This is a genomic window from Curtobacterium pusillum, from assembly GCF_007673235.1.
GTDB classification, from domain to species: domain Bacteria; phylum Actinomycetota; class Actinomycetes; order Actinomycetales; family Microbacteriaceae; genus Curtobacterium; species Curtobacterium pusillum_C.
The window spans coordinates 312,386-328,148 of the sequence record NZ_VDZH01000005.1; the positions used below are offsets into that span (position 1 = coordinate 312,386).

Sequence of the window (15,763 nt, forward strand, 5' to 3'; positions counted from 1 at the left end):
CGAACGCGAACGAGCCCCGCACTGCCGGGGCAGCGCGGGGCTCGTCGGTGCGCGGGGCTACTCGCCCGAGTGTCGCCCGTGGTGATCGGTCGCGGCGAGTTCCGCCTCGGGGGTCTCCGGCGCAGCTGCCGCGGCGTGCACCCCGTGACGCTGCTCGGCGGCCGTCGACGATCCGTCCGACACGGCACCGGTCTGCTGCCACGCCACGGTCTGCTTCGGCTTCGCCAGGAACAGTGCCGCCACGATCGCGATGACGAGCACCACGGCCGGCAGGACGAGCGACTGCCCCATCGCCGTGGCGAACGGCTGCTGCAGGAACCCGGGGAGCGCCCCGACCTGCCGCTCGGCACCGCCGCCGCTCGTGCCACCGGTCGACGCCGGGAAGTTCGCCGTGATGCGGGCCTCGATCAGCGCCGCGATGCCGGCGGAGCCGAGGACGGCACCGATCTGACGGGTGGTGTTGTAGACGCCCGAGCCCGCGCCGGCGAGCTTCGGCGGCAGGTTGCGGGTCGCGGAGACCGAGAGCGGTCCCCACATGCACGCGTTGGCGAGACCGAGCAGCGTCGACGGCAGCAGGACCCAGCCCCAGTCGGCGCCGGAGGCCAGGAGCGCCCCGAACCAGAAGAGCGCTCCCGAGAAGCAGGCGAGACCGAACGAAGCGACCCAGCGGAGGCTCCAGCGGTTGAGGTTCTTGCCGACGAGCGGCGCGAGGCCCGCGGACAGCACGGCCTGCGGGACGAGCAGCAGCGCGGCCTGGGTCGGGCTGAAGGTCAGGACGTCCTGCGCCCACAGCATGATCGGCAGCGCGAACGAGGAGATCGCGACGCCGACGGCGGTGATGGCGATGTTCGCCAGGGTGAAGTTGCGGTCCTTGAACAGACCGAGCGGCAGCAGCGGCTCGCCCTTCTGGACGCCCTGCCACACCACGAACGCGGCGAGCACGACGATGCCCGCGATGATGAGCGACCAGACCGAGATCGGCCCCGCGATGGTGCCCCAGTCGTAGGTCTCTCCCTCCTGGATGCCGAAGACGAGCAGGAACATGCCGACCGCGCTCAGCACGATGCCGAGGTAGTCGAAACGGTGCCCGTGGCGGTCGAACGTCGGGACGAAGCGCTGTGCGAGCACGAACGCGACGATGCCCACCGGGACGTTCACGAAGAAGATCCACTCCCAGCCGAAGCCGTCGACGAGCAGGCCGCCGACGATCGGTCCGACGAGCGAGGCGACACCGGCGACCGCACCCCAGAGGCCCATCGCCGCACCGCGGTTCTGCGGCGGGAAGATGCGTGTGATGACGGCCATCGTCTGCGGCGTCATCATCGCGGCGCCGAGGCCCTGCACGACGCGGGCGATGATGAGCACCTCGATGGAACCCGCCAGGCCGCACCAGAGGCTCGAGAGCGTGAAGACGACGAGACCGACCTGGTAGAGGATCTTCGGGCCGAACCGGTCACCCAGGCGGCCGGTGATGAGCAGCGGCACGGCGTAGGCGAGGAGGTACGCGCTCGTCACCCAGATCACGGAGTTGATGTCCGCGTGGAGCTTCGCGGCGATGGTGGGGGTCGCGACCGACACGATGGTCGAGTCGACGAGGATCATGAAGAATCCGACGACGAGGGCCCACAGGGCGGGCCACGGCTTCTTTTCGACGGTTGTCATCGAGTGCTTTCCTTGTTGGTCTGGGTGGTGTTCGGGGGGACGGCCGGGCCGTCCCAGGGGACGTCGCCGCTCGCGATCCGGTCGGCGGTCCCGGAGAGCCACTCGATCTGCGCGGTGAGCATGGCACGGACGTACGACACGTCGAGCCAGAAGCGGCCCGCCAGCTGCTTGGCCTGGAGGCCCGTGGCGGCCTGGTCGTACTCCTCGCGTTCGCCCCGGAGCGCGTCGGCGCGTGCCCGCAGGGCGGTCACCGCGTCCGCGGCGCTCAGGTTGTCGATGTGCGAGACCGCGAGTTGGAACTCCGGGTACTCGTCCGCCGGCTCGGCGATCATGCGACGGAGGCCGTCCTCGAGCGCGGTCCGACCGTGGTCGGTGATCGCGTAGGTCGTGCGTTCCGGGCGGTTGCCCTCGCGAGCGGTGCCGAGCGCCTCGGCGTACCCGAGGTCGACCAGCCGGCCGATCTGGTGGTACAGCGTGCTCGGCCGGACCTTGACGTTCTGGTCCTCGCGCCGCTGCAGCATCGTCTGGAACATCTCGTAGGGGTGCATGGGCGCCTCGGCGAGGAGCCCGAGCGCGGCGAACGCGAGCGGCGTGATCGACGTCATCCGTGCCTCCAGGTCGGTGTTCCGTGTGGACTATTCGGGTTGGAATATACGCCTTGGATGGGTTCTCCACAAGCGGTCGGGCGCGCCGCGCGCGCCGCTTAGACTGGTCGGGTCCCACCCACCCCCGAAGCGCTGGAGTGAACACGTGCCAACGATCGTCGTCGAGGTCATGCCCAAGGCCGAGATCCTCGACCCGCAGGGAAAGGCCGTGGGCAACGCCCTGGCCCGACTCGGCAACGCCGACCTGACCAACGTCCGCATCGGCAAGCGCTTCGAGGTGGCCGTCGACGGCCCGGTCGACGACGCCAAGCTCGCCGAGGTCCGTGCGATCGCCGCGGACGTCTTCTCGAACGCCGTCATCGAGGACGTCGTGTCCGTGACGGTCGAAGGCCAGTGACCTCGATGCGCATCGGCGTCATCACGTTCCCGGGTTCGCTCGACGACCGCGACGCCCAGCGCGCGGTCCGCCTCGCCGGTGCCGACCCCGTCGCGCTCTGGCACGGCGACCACGACCTCCAGGGGGTCGACGCCATCGTCCTGCCCGGCGGGTTCTCGTACGGCGACTACCTGCGTGCGGGTGCGATCGCCGCGAAGGCTCCGATCATGGCCGAGGTCATCGACGCCGCCGGCAAGGGCATGCCCGTGCTCGGCATCTGCAACGGGTTCCAGATGCTGGCCGAGGCCCGCCTCGTGCCCGGCGCGCACACCCGCAACGCGCACCAGCAGTTCATCCGCCGCGACCAGAAGCTCCGCGTCGAGACCACCGGGACCGCGTGGACCTCGGGCTTCACCGCCCAGCAGGAGATCACGATCCCGCTGAAGAACGCCGACGGTCGCTTCGTGGCGGACCCCGACGAGATCAAGCGCATCGAGGACAACGGCCAGGTCGTGTTCCGCTACGTCGGCGTGAACCCGAACGGGTCGATCGACGACATCGCGGGCGTCTCGAACGAGCGCGGCAACGTCGTCGGCCTCATGCCGCACCCCGAGCACGCGACGGAGCCCGGCTTCGGCCCGGACACCCCCGCGGCGATGGCCTCCGGCACGGACGGCCTCACCTTCTTCACCTCCGTGATCGAGTCGACGCTGGTCAAGTGACCGAGCCGACCGACGCCACCTCAGCAGGGAACGACAACACCGTGACGACCTTCGTGCGCCCCAAGCCCGACACCGTCCAGGACGCCGCCGCGACCCCCGACAAGGACCAGCCGTACGAGGCCCTCGGGCTCAAGACGGACGAGTACGCGAAGATCCGCGAGATCCTCGGCCGCCGCCCCACCTCGGGCGAGTTGGCGATGTACTCGGTGATGTGGTCCGAGCACTGCTCGTACAAGTCGAGCAAGAACTACCTCCGGCAGTTCGGCAAGAAGGTCACGCCGGAGATGACGAAGAACCTCATGGTCGGCATGGGCGAGAACGCCGGTGTCGTCGACGTCGGCAACGGCTGGGCGGTGACCTTCAAGGTCGAGTCGCACAACCACCCCTCCTACGTCGAGCCGTACCAGGGCGCCGCGACGGGTGTCGGCGGCATCGTCCGCGACATCATCTCGATGGGCGCTCGTCCGGTCGCCGTGATGGACCAGCTCCGCTTCGGCGCGATCGACCACGAGGACACCCAGCGCGTCGTGCACGGCGTCGTCGGTGGCATCTCGTTCTACGGCAACTGCCTCGGCCTGCCGAACATCGGCGGCGAGACCTACTTCGACTCCGTCTACCAGGGCAACCCGCTCGTCAACGCCCTCGCGGTCGGTGTCCTCCGGCACGAGGACCTGCACCTCGCGAACGCCTCCGGCGCCGGCAACAAGGTCGTGCTCTTCGGTGCGCGCACTGGTGGCGACGGCATCGGCGGCGCGTCGATCCTGGCGTCCGACACCTTCACCGAGGGTGGCCCGACCAAGCGTCCGGCGGTCCAGGTCGGCGACCCGTTCGCCGAGAAGGTCCTCATCGAGTGCTGCCTCGAGCTCTTCCAGAAGGAGCTCGTCGAGGGCATCCAGGACCTCGGTGCCGCCGGCATCTCCTGCGCCACGTCGGAGCTCGCATCGAACGGCGACGGCGGCATGCACATCTCGCTCGACGACGTCCTGCTGCGCGACCCGACGCTCACCGCCGAGGAGATCCTCATGTCGGAGAGCCAGGAGCGCATGATGGCGGTCGTCCGCCCCGAGAAGCTCGACGCGTTCCTCGCGGTCGTCGGCAAGTGGGAGGTCGAGACCAGCGTCCTGGGCGAGGTCACCGGCACCGGCCGTCTCGTCATCGACTGGCAGGGTCAGGAGATCGTGAACGTCGACCCGCGCACGGTCGCCGTCGACGGCCCGGTGTACGACCGTCCGGTCGCCTACCCGACCTGGATCGACGCGCTGCAGGCCGACACCGCCGCCTCGCTCGAGCGTCCGGCCGACGGCCCCGCGCTCAAGGCGCAGTTCCTCAGCCTGCTCGGCTCGCCGAACCTCGCGTCGAAGAACTGGGTGACGAACCAGTACGACACCTACGTGCTCGGCAACACCGCGCTCTCCTTCCCCGACGACGGCGGCATGATCCGCGTCGACGAGGAGACCGGGCTCGGCGTCACGATCGCCACCGACGCGAACGGCCGCTACTGCCAGCTCGACCCGAAGCAGGGCGCACGGCTGGCCCTCGCCGAGGCGTACCGGAACGTCGCCGTGACCGGCGCCGTCCCCGCGGCCGTGACCGACTGCCTGAACTTCGGCTCGCCGGAGAACCCCGAGGTCATGTGGCAGTTCTCCGAGGCCGTCGAGGGCCTCGCCGACGGCTGCATGGAGCTCGGGATCCCGGTGACCGGCGGCAACGTGTCGTTCTACAACCAGACCGGCACCACGCCGATCCACCCGACCCCGGTCGTCGGTGTCCTCGGTGTGATCGAGGACGTCGCACTCCGCGTGCCCTCCGGCTGGCAGGACGACGGACACAACATCTACCTGCTCGGCACCACGTCGCTCGAGCTGGACGGTTCGGCCTGGGCCGGCACCGTGCACGGCCACCTCGGTGGTCGGCCGCCAGCGGTCGACCTCGAGCGTGAGAAGGCCCTCGCGGACCTCCTGCACGCGGCGGCGAGCGAGCAGCTGCTGACCAGCGCCCACGACCTGGCGGACGGCGGCCTCGGCCAGTCGCTCGCGGAGTCGGTGCTCCGGTTCGGCCTCGGCGCCCGCGTGGTGCTCGACGAGCTCGAGGCCCGCGACGGCGTCGACACGGCAACCGCGCTCTTCTCCGAGTCGACCGCCCGCGTCATCGTGACCGTCCGACGCGAGGACGACGTCCGCTTCCAGGGCCTCTGCGACGGCCGGGGCTTCCCGGTGCTCCGCATCGGCGTCACGGACGCCACGAGCGGGTCGCTCGAGGTCCAGGGGGCGTTCGAGGCGACGATCGACGAGCTGCGCGGCACGCACAACGCCACGCTGCCGGGCCGCTTCGGGGACGTCATCGTCGAAGACGTGACCGAGGGCTACGTCGGCCGGGGTCCGCTCGACTCCGACGGCGCGTTCTCGCCGCGGACCGACTCCTGACAGCGGTCGCCGACAGGATGCCGATCGTCACGCTGCCGTTCGCCGAGCTCGTCGACCGGTTCGGCCCCGTGCCGGACGGCATCGAGCTGGACGTGTGGGACGTCGAGGCGCCGTACGGACGCCCCGACGACGTCGCCATCGCGTTCCTGCCGTTCTACTTCGGTGGACGGCACCGGTGGCAGTACGTGCACGACCTGCCGAACCTCCAGCTGCTGCAGCTGCCGAGCGCCGGGTACGAGCACGCGGTCCCGCACGTCCCCGGCCACGCGCAGCTCGCGAACGGCCGCGGCATCCACGACGACGAGACCGCCGAACTCGCGGTGGGGCTCGCGCTGACGTCACTGCGCGAGCTCGGGGCGTTCCAGACCGACCGCGCGAACGGGGTCTGGGACGCCCGGACCACCCGTTCCCTGGCCGACCGCCGGGTGACGGTGGTCGGCTACGGGGCGATCGGTTCCGCGATCGCCACGCGCTTCGAGGCGTTCCGCACCGAGGTGACCGTGGTGGCACGCACCGCGCGCGAGCAGGACGGCCGACAGGTGCACGCGTTCGGCGAGCTCCCGACGATCGTCCGCGAGACCGACGTGCTCGTCCTCATCGCGCCGCTGACCGACGAGACCGAGCGACTGGTGGACGCCGACCTGCTCGCCGCGCTCCCCGACGGCGCCCTCGTGGTGAACGTCGCGCGTGGCAAGGTCGTCGACACCGACGCCCTCGTGGCCGAGCTGCAGTCCGGACGCCTCTCGGCGGCGCTCGACGTCACCGATCCCGAACCGCTCCCCGCGCGGCACCCGCTCTGGACGACGCCGAACACGGTCCTGACCCCGCACGTCGGCGGCAACACCGACCTGAGCGTCCCGAGGTCGATCGAGCTCATGCGCCGGCAGGTGGCGGCGCTGGCCGAGGGTCGCCCGTTCGAGAACCTCATCGACAACTGACGGCTGACGGCTGGCGGCTGACGTCCGACGCGGTTCAGGTCAGTCGCGCCATCCCGAGGCTCGGTGCGACGTCCTCGAACCCGAGCGACCGGTAGAGCCGCTGCCCGGGCGGGTCCCCGACGAGGGTGACGTACGCTCCCTCGGGTGCCCGGGAGCGGACGTCCTCGAGGAGCCACTCGACGACCCGGCGTCCGAGACCGCGGCGCTGGTGAGCCGGGTCCGTGGCGATGTCCGCGATGTGGAAGTACCACCCGCCGTCGCCGATCGTCCGACCCATCGCGACCGGTGTGCCCTGCTCGTCCACGACGTGGCACGCCGACCAGCTGCCCGCGATCGCTCCGGCGCCCTGCTCGGCGTTCTTCGGCGTCAGGCCGGAGTCCCGGCGCAGCCGGAGGTAGTCGGCGAGCGGAGGCGGACCGGAGACGAGGGTGTAGGACGCGTCCATCTCCCCAGTCTGGCCGGTCCCGGTGACACGCACCGTGCCTCCAGGCTGGATCGCAGCGTCCCGGGGGCGACGTGACGCCGCGTCAGACCGGGATGATGCAGGTCGGCGTGCCGACCGGGATCTGCGCGACGGCCTCGCCGGGGACGCCGTCGTCGCCGGTCGGCAGGACGGCGATCGCGTCCGACATCTGGTTCGCGACGAGGACGTGTCCGGGCACGCGCGCGAAGTGTCGTGGCCAGACACCGCCCGACGACGCCGAACCGACGAGCGACAGCCCGCCGTCGGAGGCGTCGAGCACCACGATCAGGTCCCGCCCACGGACGGCGACGTACACGAGCCCGGCGTCGTCGACCTCGATGTGGCTGAGCAGCGACTCCCCCACCGAACCCTCGAAGGTCGCCGTCGACGCGATGGTCACGAACGAACCGGAGTCGTCACGGCGCAGGCGGTGCACGTGCCCGTCCAGCTCGCCGGCGACGATCAGGTCCCCGTCGTGCCAGGCCAAGTGTCGCGGACCGACCCCCGGTGCCACGTGGTGGACACGGACGAGGGAGATCGCGGGTTCGGCAGTGATCCGGAACTCGTGCAGGGCGTCGCCCCCGAGGTCCGCGACGAGCACGGTGCCGTCCGGGGTGGCGACCGACTGGTGGGCGTGCGGCCCCTCCTGGCGGTCCTCGACGGGTCCGGTGGCGTCGGGCAGGACCTCGGTCACGACGGCCGCGGCGGGCACGCCGACGTCATCGCTTCCGTGCGCCCCCACGACCCCGTCGCTCGCGAGGAGTGATGCGGCGTGGGACTCGGCGGCCTCGAGCGAGATCGCCGTCACGGTGCCGGAGACGTAGTTGGTGACGACGAGCGAACCGGACGGGTCGACCCGGACGTGGCACGGGGCGTCGCCGCCGGCCGGGGCGTCCCAGAGGTGCTCGAGCGCTGCGCCGTCGCGACGGAACGCCGAGACGCCGCCGTCCGCGGTCTCGGACACGGCGTAGACGCGGTCACCGGACACCGCGAGGAACGACGGGTCGTCCATGACCGCGACGGTACGGGCCTCGGCGTCACCGGCGGGACCGGCAGGGACGATCGAGATCCCCGTGGCGTTGCCGCCGCCCGTGGCGGTGTAGGAGCCGACGAGCAGCGCCGGGAGGGTGTCGCTCACGCGTCGCCGCCGGCGATCTGCTCGTGGTGGTGGATGACCTCGGCGACGATGAAGTTCAGGAACTTCTCGGCGAAGGCGGGGTCGAGGTGCGACTCGGCGGCGAGTGAGCGGAGCCGTGCGACCTGGACCTGCTCGCGACCGGGGTCGGCGGCCGGCATGCCCGCGGCGGCCTTGAGGTACCCCACCCGCTGGGTGTACTTGAACCGCTCGGCGAGCATGTGGATCACGGCGGCGTCGATGTTGTCGATGCTCTGCCGGATGCTGCCGAGTTCGGCGACGGCCGCCTGGTCGTACGCGGGCGTGGTGTCGTCGTCGCTCATGCTGCGAGCCTAACGGCCGGGGCTGGCCACCAGGTGTCGGTTACGCGCGCGTCCGCTGCCGGGTGTCGCGCGCGTCCGCCGCCGCAACCTGAGCGGGACCTGAGCACGGCCTCGGTCCTGCGAGAATGGAGTCCATGTCGGTCCTGCTCGTGATCTCGAGCGTGTTTGCGGTCCTCGCTGGCCTCGTGCACGTGTACATCTTCTTCCTCGAGTCCGTGGCGTGGACGAGTCCCCGGGTGCGCAAGATCTTCGGCCTGTCGTCGGAGACCGAGGTGCAGGCGACCCGCTCGATGGCGTTCAACCAGGGGTTCTACAACCTGTTCCTCGCGATCGGTGCGGTCCTCGGTGTGGTGCTCGTCGTCGCGGGCAACAGCGCGAGCGGGTGGACCCTCGTGGTGTTCGCGACCGCGTCGATGCTCGGTGCCGCGGTGGTCCTCGCCGGCACCGGCCGCCGCTACCTCAACTCCGCGTTCGTGCAGGGCGCGTTCCCCCTGATCGCACTGCTGTTCGCGTTCCTCGGGTCCACGTTCGGTTCCTGACCGACGCGACCGTCGCGTCCGCGGACGCCGGGCTGGCAGCTGTTTCGCGCGGAGAAGGCGGAACCGCGCGTAGGAAGCAGAAACGCGCGTAGGAGGCCGGAAGTTCCAGCCTCCTACGCGCGAAACGACCTCCTACGCGCGGATCGTCGCGTCAGCCGAGCTTCGCCTGGAACTCGTCCGGTAGCTTCTCGAGCGCCCACTCGATCGCCGCGGTGGTCCCCATCGAGAACGCCGAGGACACATCGGCGTCGTCGAACACGATGGAGTGCCCGGCCTCGACCGACGGCACCTTCTGGAACAGCGGGTCCGCCTCGGCCTTCGACGCGTCGACGTAGATCGGCAGGATGAGCGTCAGGTCGGCGTTCAACAGGTCGAGGTTCTCGTCCGACAGGTGCACCGAGAACGCCTTGCCGGCCTGCTCGTCGATGGCCTTCGGGATGGTGAAGCCGAGGTTCCGCATGAACGTCGAGCGGCTGTCCGTCGAGGCGTAGGCACCGAAGCCCTCGGAACTGTACGCACCGACGACGGCGGACTTGCCCTCGAACTCCGGGTGGGCCTTGCGTGCCGCGGCGTAGGCGTCGTCGAGGTCGGAGAGCAGCTTCTTGCCCTCCGTTTCCTTGCCGAGGGCCTTCGCGATCATCGTGGTCTGCTGCTGGGTCGAGGCGAGGTAGTTCTCGCCGCCCTTCGGGATCGCCACGGTCGGCGCGATCGCGGACAGCTTGGCGTAGCGGTCCTTGTCGCCGGAGGACTTCACGTCGAGGATCACGTCGGGCTTGAGCTTGAGGATGTCCTCGTAGCTCGGCTCGAGCGTCTGGATGATCTTCGGCGACTTCGTGTAGGCACCCTTCAGCCAGGGGCCGACGCCGTCACCACCGAAGGCGAGCCAGTCGCTCGCGCCGACGGGCTGCACGCCGAGCTCGAGTGCCGTCTCGGCGTCGCCCCACCCGAGGGCGACGACGCGCTTCGGCTGCGACTCGATCTTCGTGGTGCCGAGCGCGGTGGTGATGGACACCGGGAAGGCCCCGTCGGACGACCCCGATGACGAGGAGGACGGGGAGCCGGAGCCGGAGGCGCACCCGGCGAGGACGAGGGACGCTGCGACGACGGCACCGGCAGCGGCCAGCACGCGTCGGAGACGGAGGGGAGTACGGATCACGAAGGGTAGCCTAACCTAACGGCCCGGTACGGAAAGCGTCTGGATAGGCTGGATCACCGTGGCCGTCACCGATCCCGCCCGCACCCGGCTCGCGGTGCTCGGCTCCCCCATCGCGCACTCCCTCTCCCCCACGCTGCACGCAGCGGCCTACGACGTCCTGGGGTTGGGGTGGTCGTACGGGAGGCACGAGGTCGCGTCCGGCGGGTTGGATGCGTTCGTCGCGGGGCTGGGGCCCGAATGGCGTGGGCTGAGCCTCACGATGCCGCTCAAGCGGGACGTGCTGCCGCTCCTCGACCGGACCACTCCGCTGGTCGACGAGCTCGGGGTCGCCAACACCATCGCCTTCCGGACCTCTGGCGACACCGTGCTGCGGTACGGGGCGAACACCGACGTCGAGGGGCTCGTCCGACCGGTCGAGGCACTCGGCCACCTGCCCGGTGAGGCGACGGTCCTCGGCGGCGGTGCGACCGCGGCGAGCGCCCTCACGGCCGCCGTCCGGCTCGGCGCGACCCTGGTGCGGCTGTTCCTCCGCGACACCGCGAAGGCCGGAGCACTCGTCGACCTGGCCGTGCGGCTCGGCGTCTCGCTCGAGGTCCTGCCCCTGACGGACCTTCCCGGGACGCGGCACGGGTTCGTCGTCTCGACCCTGCCCGGTGGTGCCGCGGACACCCTCGAGCTGGTGCCGTCCGGGCCCGACGCCGTGCTGTTCGACGTCGCCTACGAGCCGTGGCCCACGGCGGTCGCCTCGCGCTGGGCTGGTGCGGGCGGCCGGGTGCTCAACGGCCTCGACATGCTCACGGAGCAGGCGCTCGGACAGATCCGGTTCTTCCTCACCGGCGACCAGGACGAGCTGCTGCCCGCCGAGGCGGACGTGCGGCGGGCGATGCGCGCCGCCGTGGGCCTGCCGCCCACCGTGCTCAGCTGACGACGCCGTCCACGTAGTACCAGCGACCGCCCTCGCGGACGAACTCGCTCGTCTCCTCGAGCGTGCCGCGCTCGGTGTCGGAACGCCACCACGCGCGGAACGCGACCGTTCCCCGGGAGTCGAACGGGCCTCCAGACCGCGTCGACAGCACGTCCAACCGGGTCCAACGCTGATCCGCGTCCAACTCGAGGTCCTCCGGCCGCGTCCGCGGGTGCCACGTCAGCAGGAGGTACTCGGGCAGACCGAGCGCGAACGCGCTGAACCGCGAGCGCATCAGCCGCTCGGCCGTCGGTGCCGCCGCGCCGCCGTGCAGGGGTCCGCAGCACTCCCCGTAGGGGTTGCCGCTGAGGCAGGGGCAGCGCGATTCGTCGGTGACCACGCCGGAACGCTAGTCGACGATCGAGATGGCGACCGTGATGTTGCCGCGGGTGGCGTTCGAGTAGGGGCAGATCTCGTGCGCGCGCTCGGCGAGGCGCTGCCGCTGCTCCGGACGGGCGGACGGGGCGTAGACGTCGAGCTCGACCGCGAGGCCGAAGCCGCCCTGCCCGTTGCCGCCGATGCCGACCTCGGCCGAGACCTCGGCGTCGGTGGTGTCGACCTCGAGCTCCTTGCCGGCGGCGTGCAGCGCACCGAGGAAGCACGCGGCGTACCCGGCGGCGAAGAGCTGCTCCGGGTTGGTGCCCTCGCCGCTGCCGCCCATCTCCTTCGGCAGGCGGGTGTCGAGGTCGAGGCGGTCGTCCTCGCTGCGCACGTGGCCGTCGCGGCCTCCGCCGGTGGCGTGGGCGGCTGCGGTGTAGACGATGTCGAGGCTCATAGGTCGAGCGCACCGCGCCTTCCTGAGCGAGCGCTGGGCCGCGGCGTCACGGTGCGGGCTGCCCGCGCTCCCGAAGCCCGCACCCGGGCGTGTCCGACCCCATGCGAGTCCGGCCCCGGGCGTGTCCGGCCCCACGCCCGATCGAGTGAGCACCAATCGTCGAGTCGCCGCAGCACACCCGACGATTTCTGCTCCCTCGACACACGGGTAGCCCGGCACGCGCCACTCTCAGACCGACCGAGTAGAAGAAGTCTCGTGTTCGGACTCGGTTGGCAGGTGCTGCGGGAGCGGATCGGCGACGTCCTCGACTCCGCGCGCGTCCGCCGGGCGACACGAGTTTCCGGCGTCGCGGCGGTCCTCGCGCTCATCGCAGCCGTGGTCCTGCAGGTGCGGTTCGCCTGGGCTGGGACGTCCGTGCTGGGAGCCGTCGTCACCATCGCGCTGACCACCGCCGGTGTCGGCCTGGTGTGCTTCAGCTGCTTCCGGACCGCACGGCCGGTCGACCCAGCGGCGACGATCAACGGGCGACAGGTCCGTCCGGACACGCTGATGGCCGTGCGCTGGTCGGTCCAGCCGTACCTCGACCGACGCCCCCGCCCTGTCGCTCAGGACGACCGCGCTGCGGTCCTGAACGATGTGCCCCTGCTGCAGCGCGGGTTGCTCCGACGGCTGTCCCGGTTCGGTCCGACGATCGTCGGGTTCGCGCTGCTCTGTCTCGGGGCGATCGTCGCCGGCGGCTTCCGCTCCGTCGCCTTCGTGTGGCCCGTCCTGTACATCGGGATGATCCCGGACATGGTCGTCCGGCTGGGCCGCTCCGAACGCGCCCGCCTCGCCGCGCTCGCCACCGCGCCGCCGCCCGACTCCGACGGTCCGCAGTGGCGACGGGATCCGACCGGTTCGAAGCTGGGCCTGCCCGGCGAGTGATCGACCGCACGCCTGTCGGTGGTCGCGAGCACACTGGGGTCATGTGTGGAAGGTTCGTCGTCTCCGACACCACGGCCGATCTGCTGCCGGAACTGATCGGTGAGCTCGCCGATCGGACCGAGCACGTGGACGAGGACACCGGCGTGGTCGGCACCGGCCTCGTCCCGAGCTGGAACGTCGCGCCGGCGGACCCCGTGTTCGCGGTCCGGCAGCGGCACGGCGAACGGGAACTCCCCCGGATCAGCTGGGGCTTCGTGCCGAGCTGGGCGAAGGATTTCCAGAAGCAGCGCCCGAAGCCGATCAACGCGCGCATCGAGACGGTGGCGACGAGCGGCATGTTCAAACGGGCCTTCGCCACGAACCGGTGCATCGTGCCCGCGCAGGGCTACTACGAGTGGGTCGTGCGCGAGGACGGCAAGGAACCGCACTTCGTCCACGAGCCCGGCGGCGCACTCGCCATGGCCGGCGTGGTGAGCGCCTGGCCGGACCCGACGAAGCCCGAGGGCGACCCGGACAAGTGGCGGCTCTCGCTCGCGATCATCACGCGCGACGCCCACGTGGCGCCGGGTGAGGTGCACGACCGGATGCCGGCGTTCCTCACGCCGGACGGCTACGACGACTGGCTGGACCCCGATGGACGAGACACGGACGACCTGCTCGCCCTGCTCGACCACGAGTCACTGACGGTCGCTGCTGGTCTCGAGCAGTACGAGGTCGCGCGCACCGTGAACAGCGTCAGGAACGACGGCCCACAGCTGATCGAGCGGATCGCCTGACCCCAGGCGTCAGGGACGCCCGTCAGCGACGCACGTCGGGCAGGAGCACCCGGAGCCGCTCGGCAAGCCGCTGCTGTGCTTCCTCGAGGGACCGGAAGTCGCCGACGTACTGGCCGAACGTGTCGGACACGAAGAAGTGCGTTTCCTGACGGTCGACCGTGCCGCCGTAGTACCCGCCGTAGTTCGCGGCCCACAGCCCGGTGTCGGGGCGGGACCACGTGATCCGGGCGTGCTGTTCGGGAGCGACGACCTCGGCCTCGATCTCGGTGATCACGGCGATGGTGGCGGTGTCGACCGTGACCTCGTCCGCGGTGGCCTCGTGCCTGGTCGCCTCGTGTCCCGTCGCCTCGGCGTGGTGGGGGTGGGCGAAGGCCGTGCTCATGGTGCTCCTCGTGCTGTCCTGCTGCGGTGCTGACCGGTGGTGGTGCGTGGTGGAGTGCTCAGTCGACGGGTCGGATCACGGAGGGCAGCATGACGTGCAGCTGGTCCGCGAGCTGAGCCTGGGCCTGCTCGAGCGATTCGAAGTCACCGACGACCAACCCGAAGGTGTCCGAGGCGACGTACCGACCGTCGCGCTTGTCGATCGACCCGCCGAAGTAGCCGCCGTAGTTGGCGACCCACTCGCCGTCCTCCTCCTGCGTCCAGCTGAGCTTGGCCCGCGACGGGCGGGAGTGCGGCTCGGCCTGGGCCTCGAGGATGGCGATGGTGTCGACGGTGTCGGTGTCGAGCGTGACCTCGGCTCGGGTGTCGGTGCTGACGGTGGTGCTCATGTCGCTCTCCTTCGCGATCCGGGGTACAACTGCTGACACCAGAACGCTACGAGAACACCCCCTCCCGCCGCCAGCGATGCCCGCGCATTCACGGGTTCCGTCAATCCGCTGCATCAGTGATCCCCGGTTTTCCGGGCACGTGCGACGCACTTCCGGGGTACAGGGGACAGATCGGGGTACTCGTTCTCCGGCCAGTTCCGGACCCCGCCGGCGATCAGCGTGCGACGCGGCCCCTCCGTGCCCGCCACCATCGCCACACGAGTGCGCCGGCACCGCCGATGACGAGTGCAACGAGCGCGCTGCCGATCCCGGTCCCGGCCGGGCCGAGTGCGGACCGGAAGACCTCGGCGCCGAACGACGCGAGTTCGAGCGGGTACGGCAGGTACACCCGCGTCCCGAGGGCCGCGGTGACCGCGGTGACCGCGGCCGATCCGCTCCAGAGGACGGCGAGCGCGAGCACGGATCCGATGACCCGCCCGACGCTGGTCAGACCCGTCCTGGCGATGCCGAGACCGACCAGGACGGCGGGCACCCACCGGGTGACGGACAGCACGGCGGACACGGATCCGTCGGCGAACCCGACCGGTGACACCAGGAACGCGTCGACCCAGGTTCCCGCGGCGAGCGCCCCCACCGCGACCGCGACGACGGCGACGCCCGGCGCGGTCCGGGCGAGCACCACGAGCAGCACGACCGCGAGCGCGATGGCCAGGAGTGTCCCCGCCATCAGTGCGACGAGGTACACCTGCGCGGCGCTGATCGCGGCACCGGTCCCGATCGACCGGTCCGTCCGGAGCCCCGCCCCGGTGACCACGGCGGTCTGCACCAGGGCGACGAGCTGGACGACCAGCAACCCGGTCGCGGCCAGGACGGTGGCGAGCCGACCGGGCAGTCCCCGACGCTCGCCCAGGAGCCGCACGGCGAGCCCGGCGACCGCCCCGCCGACGAGCAGCATCGCTCCGATGAGCCCGACGCTGTACTGACTGAACGGCAGCAGCGCCACGGGCATGTCGGCCGGGTCGACGGTCGGGGTCGCCCAGAGGTTCTGCAGCGGCAGCCGCATGCCCGTGACGATCCAGGGCAGCAGGCCGACCACACCGGACAGCACGCCGGTCCCCACGCCGAGTCCGACCGTGCGCATCCGTGTTCCCCCACCCATCCCGCCAGGCTAGCGGCGGACGTGCGCTCCCCCGGCCCGCGCCGGCCTCGCTG

19 protein-coding genes are annotated in these 15,763 nt (G+C 71.1%); 8 read left to right on the forward strand and 11 right to left on the reverse strand.

Features of this window, described 5'->3' with window-relative positions:
• Positions 1-57: 57 nt before the first annotated feature.
• Together FS532_RS15375 and FS532_RS15380 are read right to left on the reverse strand one after the other, a co-directional pair.
• Positions 58-1,662, reverse strand: coding sequence for a DHA2 family efflux MFS transporter permease subunit (locus FS532_RS15375; protein ID WP_144756257.1), 1,605 nt, complete (start codon positions 1,660-1,662; stop codon positions 58-60).
• Positions 1,659-2,267, reverse strand: coding sequence for a PadR family transcriptional regulator (locus FS532_RS15380; RefSeq protein ID WP_144756260.1), 609 nt, complete (start codon positions 2,265-2,267; stop codon positions 1,659-1,661). The genes FS532_RS15375 and FS532_RS15380 overlap by 4 nt, the downstream gene beginning before the upstream one ends.
• Before the next feature lie 145 nt (positions 2,268-2,412).
• On the opposite strand from FS532_RS15380, the gene FS532_RS15385 reads away from it, so the two are divergent.
• From FS532_RS15385 to FS532_RS15400, 4 genes are read left to right on the forward strand one after another with little or no spacing between them, the layout of a single operon-like run.
• Positions 2,413-2,664: a phosphoribosylformylglycinamidine synthase subunit PurS gene (locus tag FS532_RS15385; RefSeq protein ID WP_144756263.1), complete on the forward strand. Its 252-nt coding sequence runs from the start codon at positions 2,413-2,415 to the stop codon at positions 2,662-2,664.
• Between the two features lie 5 nt (positions 2,665-2,669).
• Positions 2,670-3,365: a phosphoribosylformylglycinamidine synthase subunit PurQ gene (gene purQ, locus FS532_RS15390; RefSeq protein WP_144756492.1), complete on the forward strand. Its 696-nt coding sequence runs from the start codon at positions 2,670-2,672 to the stop codon at positions 3,363-3,365.
• Positions 3,366-3,406: 41 nt separating this feature from the next.
• The gene (gene purL, locus FS532_RS15395; RefSeq protein ID WP_144756494.1) at positions 3,407-5,788 is read left to right on the forward strand and encodes a phosphoribosylformylglycinamidine synthase subunit PurL; all 2,382 of its coding nucleotides are present in this window, start codon (positions 3,407-3,409) and stop codon (positions 5,786-5,788) included.
• A gap of 17 nt (positions 5,789-5,805) precedes the next feature.
• On the forward strand, positions 5,806-6,726 hold the full coding sequence (locus tag FS532_RS15400; protein WP_144756266.1) for a 2-hydroxyacid dehydrogenase: 921 nt from the start codon (positions 5,806-5,808) through the stop codon (positions 6,724-6,726).
• A 34-nt stretch (positions 6,727-6,760) separates the two neighbouring features.
• Here FS532_RS15400 and FS532_RS15405 read toward each other — a convergent pair whose 3' ends face one another.
• The 3 genes from FS532_RS15405 to FS532_RS15415 form a co-directional block, all read right to left on the reverse strand.
• Entirely contained in the window at positions 6,761-7,171 is a 411-nt protein-coding gene (locus tag FS532_RS15405; protein ID WP_144756269.1) for a GNAT family N-acetyltransferase, read from the reverse strand.
• An 82-nt stretch (positions 7,172-7,253) separates the two neighbouring features.
• A complete protein-coding gene (locus FS532_RS15410; protein ID WP_144756272.1) occupies positions 7,254-8,327 on the reverse strand; it encodes a lactonase family protein in 1,074 nt (357 codons plus the stop codon).
• Positions 8,324-8,647, reverse strand: a complete 324-nt coding sequence (locus FS532_RS15415; RefSeq protein WP_144756275.1) for a chorismate mutase — start codon at positions 8,645-8,647, stop codon at positions 8,324-8,326. The genes FS532_RS15410 and FS532_RS15415 overlap by 4 nt, the downstream gene beginning before the upstream one ends.
• A 134-nt stretch (positions 8,648-8,781) precedes the next feature.
• On the opposite strand from FS532_RS15415, the gene FS532_RS15420 reads away from it, so the two are divergent.
• Positions 8,782-9,186 (forward strand): DUF1304 domain-containing protein, encoded by a 405-nt coding sequence (locus FS532_RS15420; protein ID WP_222122002.1) that lies wholly within the window; start codon positions 8,782-8,784, stop codon positions 9,184-9,186.
• 151 nt (positions 9,187-9,337) lie between these two features.
• Here the strand turns inward: FS532_RS15420 and FS532_RS15425 are convergent, their stop codons facing one another.
• Complete coding sequence (locus FS532_RS15425) at positions 9,338-10,342, reverse strand: iron-siderophore ABC transporter substrate-binding protein (protein ID WP_260852764.1); 1,005 nt, start codon at positions 10,340-10,342, stop codon at positions 9,338-9,340.
• Positions 10,343-10,400: 58 nt separating this feature from the next.
• Here FS532_RS15425 and FS532_RS15430 point away from each other — a divergent pair, with 58 nt between their 5' ends.
• Positions 10,401-11,267: a shikimate dehydrogenase family protein gene (locus tag FS532_RS15430; RefSeq protein WP_144756278.1), complete on the forward strand. Its 867-nt coding sequence runs from the start codon at positions 10,401-10,403 to the stop codon at positions 11,265-11,267.
• Here FS532_RS15430 and FS532_RS15435 read toward each other — a convergent pair.
• Both FS532_RS15435 and FS532_RS15440 read right to left on the reverse strand, forming a co-directional pair.
• Positions 11,260-11,646: a YchJ family protein gene (locus tag FS532_RS15435; RefSeq protein ID WP_144756280.1), complete on the reverse strand. Its 387-nt coding sequence runs from the start codon at positions 11,644-11,646 to the stop codon at positions 11,260-11,262. The genes FS532_RS15430 and FS532_RS15435 overlap by 8 nt on opposite strands.
• Positions 11,647-11,655: 9 nt before the next feature.
• Positions 11,656-12,081: an organic hydroperoxide resistance protein gene (locus FS532_RS15440; RefSeq protein WP_144756283.1), complete on the reverse strand. Its 426-nt coding sequence runs from the start codon at positions 12,079-12,081 to the stop codon at positions 11,656-11,658.
• Positions 12,082-12,336: 255 nt separating this feature from the next.
• Here FS532_RS15440 and FS532_RS15445 point away from each other — a divergent pair, with 255 nt between their 5' ends.
• Positions 12,337-13,005 (forward strand): hypothetical protein, encoded by a 669-nt coding sequence (locus FS532_RS15445; protein WP_144756286.1) that lies wholly within the window; start codon positions 12,337-12,339, stop codon positions 13,003-13,005.
• Between the two features lie 41 nt (positions 13,006-13,046).
• Complete coding sequence (locus tag FS532_RS15450; RefSeq protein ID WP_144756289.1) at positions 13,047-13,781, forward strand: SOS response-associated peptidase; 735 nt, start codon at positions 13,047-13,049, stop codon at positions 13,779-13,781.
• Between the two features lie 22 nt (positions 13,782-13,803).
• Here the strand turns inward: FS532_RS15450 and FS532_RS15455 are convergent, their stop codons facing one another.
• The 3 genes from FS532_RS15455 to FS532_RS18745 all read right to left on the reverse strand — a co-directional run bounded on the left by FS532_RS15455 (position 13,804) and on the right by FS532_RS18745 (position 15,710).
• Complete coding sequence (locus FS532_RS15455; protein ID WP_186322075.1) at positions 13,804-14,163, reverse strand: hypothetical protein; 360 nt, start codon at positions 14,161-14,163, stop codon at positions 13,804-13,806.
• Between the two features lie 58 nt (positions 14,164-14,221).
• Complete coding sequence (locus tag FS532_RS15460) at positions 14,222-14,551, reverse strand: hypothetical protein (protein WP_144756292.1); 330 nt, start codon at positions 14,549-14,551, stop codon at positions 14,222-14,224.
• A 214-nt stretch (positions 14,552-14,765) separates the two neighbouring features.
• The gene (locus FS532_RS18745; RefSeq protein WP_186322076.1) at positions 14,766-15,710 is read right to left on the reverse strand and encodes a hypothetical protein; all 945 of its coding nucleotides are present in this window, start codon (positions 15,708-15,710) and stop codon (positions 14,766-14,768) included.
• Between the last annotated feature and the right edge of the window lie 53 nt (positions 15,711-15,763).

Bases quoted from the DNA above. Each gene is read 5' to 3' on its own strand.
- FS532_RS15455 (WP_186322075.1), bottom strand. From the start codon at position 14,163: ATGAGCACGGCCTTCGCCCACCCCCACCACGCCGAGGCGACGGGACAC.
- FS532_RS15415 (WP_144756275.1), bottom strand. From the start codon at position 8,647: ATGAGCGACGACGACACCACGCCCGCGTACGACCAGGCGGCCGTCGCC.
- FS532_RS15380 (WP_144756260.1), bottom strand. From the start codon at position 2,267: ATGACGTCGATCACGCCGCTCGCGTTCGCCGCGCTCGGGCTCCTCGCC.
- FS532_RS15450 (WP_144756289.1), top strand. From the start codon at position 13,047: ATGTGTGGAAGGTTCGTCGTCTCCGACACCACGGCCGATCTGCTGCCG.
- purQ (WP_144756492.1), top strand. From the start codon at position 2,670: ATGCGCATCGGCGTCATCACGTTCCCGGGTTCGCTCGACGACCGCGAC.
- FS532_RS15460 (WP_144756292.1), bottom strand. From the start codon at position 14,551: ATGAGCACCACCGTCAGCACCGACACCCGAGCCGAGGTCACGCTCGAC.
- FS532_RS15405 (WP_144756269.1), bottom strand. From the start codon at position 7,171: ATGGACGCGTCCTACACCCTCGTCTCCGGTCCGCCTCCGCTCGCCGAC.
- FS532_RS15440 (WP_144756283.1), bottom strand. From the start codon at position 12,081: ATGAGCCTCGACATCGTCTACACCGCAGCCGCCCACGCCACCGGCGGA.
- FS532_RS18745 (WP_186322076.1), bottom strand. From the start codon at position 15,710: ATGGGTGGGGGAACACGGATGCGCACGGTCGGACTCGGCGTGGGGACC.
- FS532_RS15400 (WP_144756266.1), top strand. From the start codon at position 5,806: ATGCCGATCGTCACGCTGCCGTTCGCCGAGCTCGTCGACCGGTTCGGC.
- FS532_RS15420 (WP_222122002.1), top strand. From the start codon at position 8,782: ATGTCGGTCCTGCTCGTGATCTCGAGCGTGTTTGCGGTCCTCGCTGGC.
- FS532_RS15375 (WP_144756257.1), bottom strand. From the start codon at position 1,662: ATGACAACCGTCGAAAAGAAGCCGTGGCCCGCCCTGTGGGCCCTCGTC.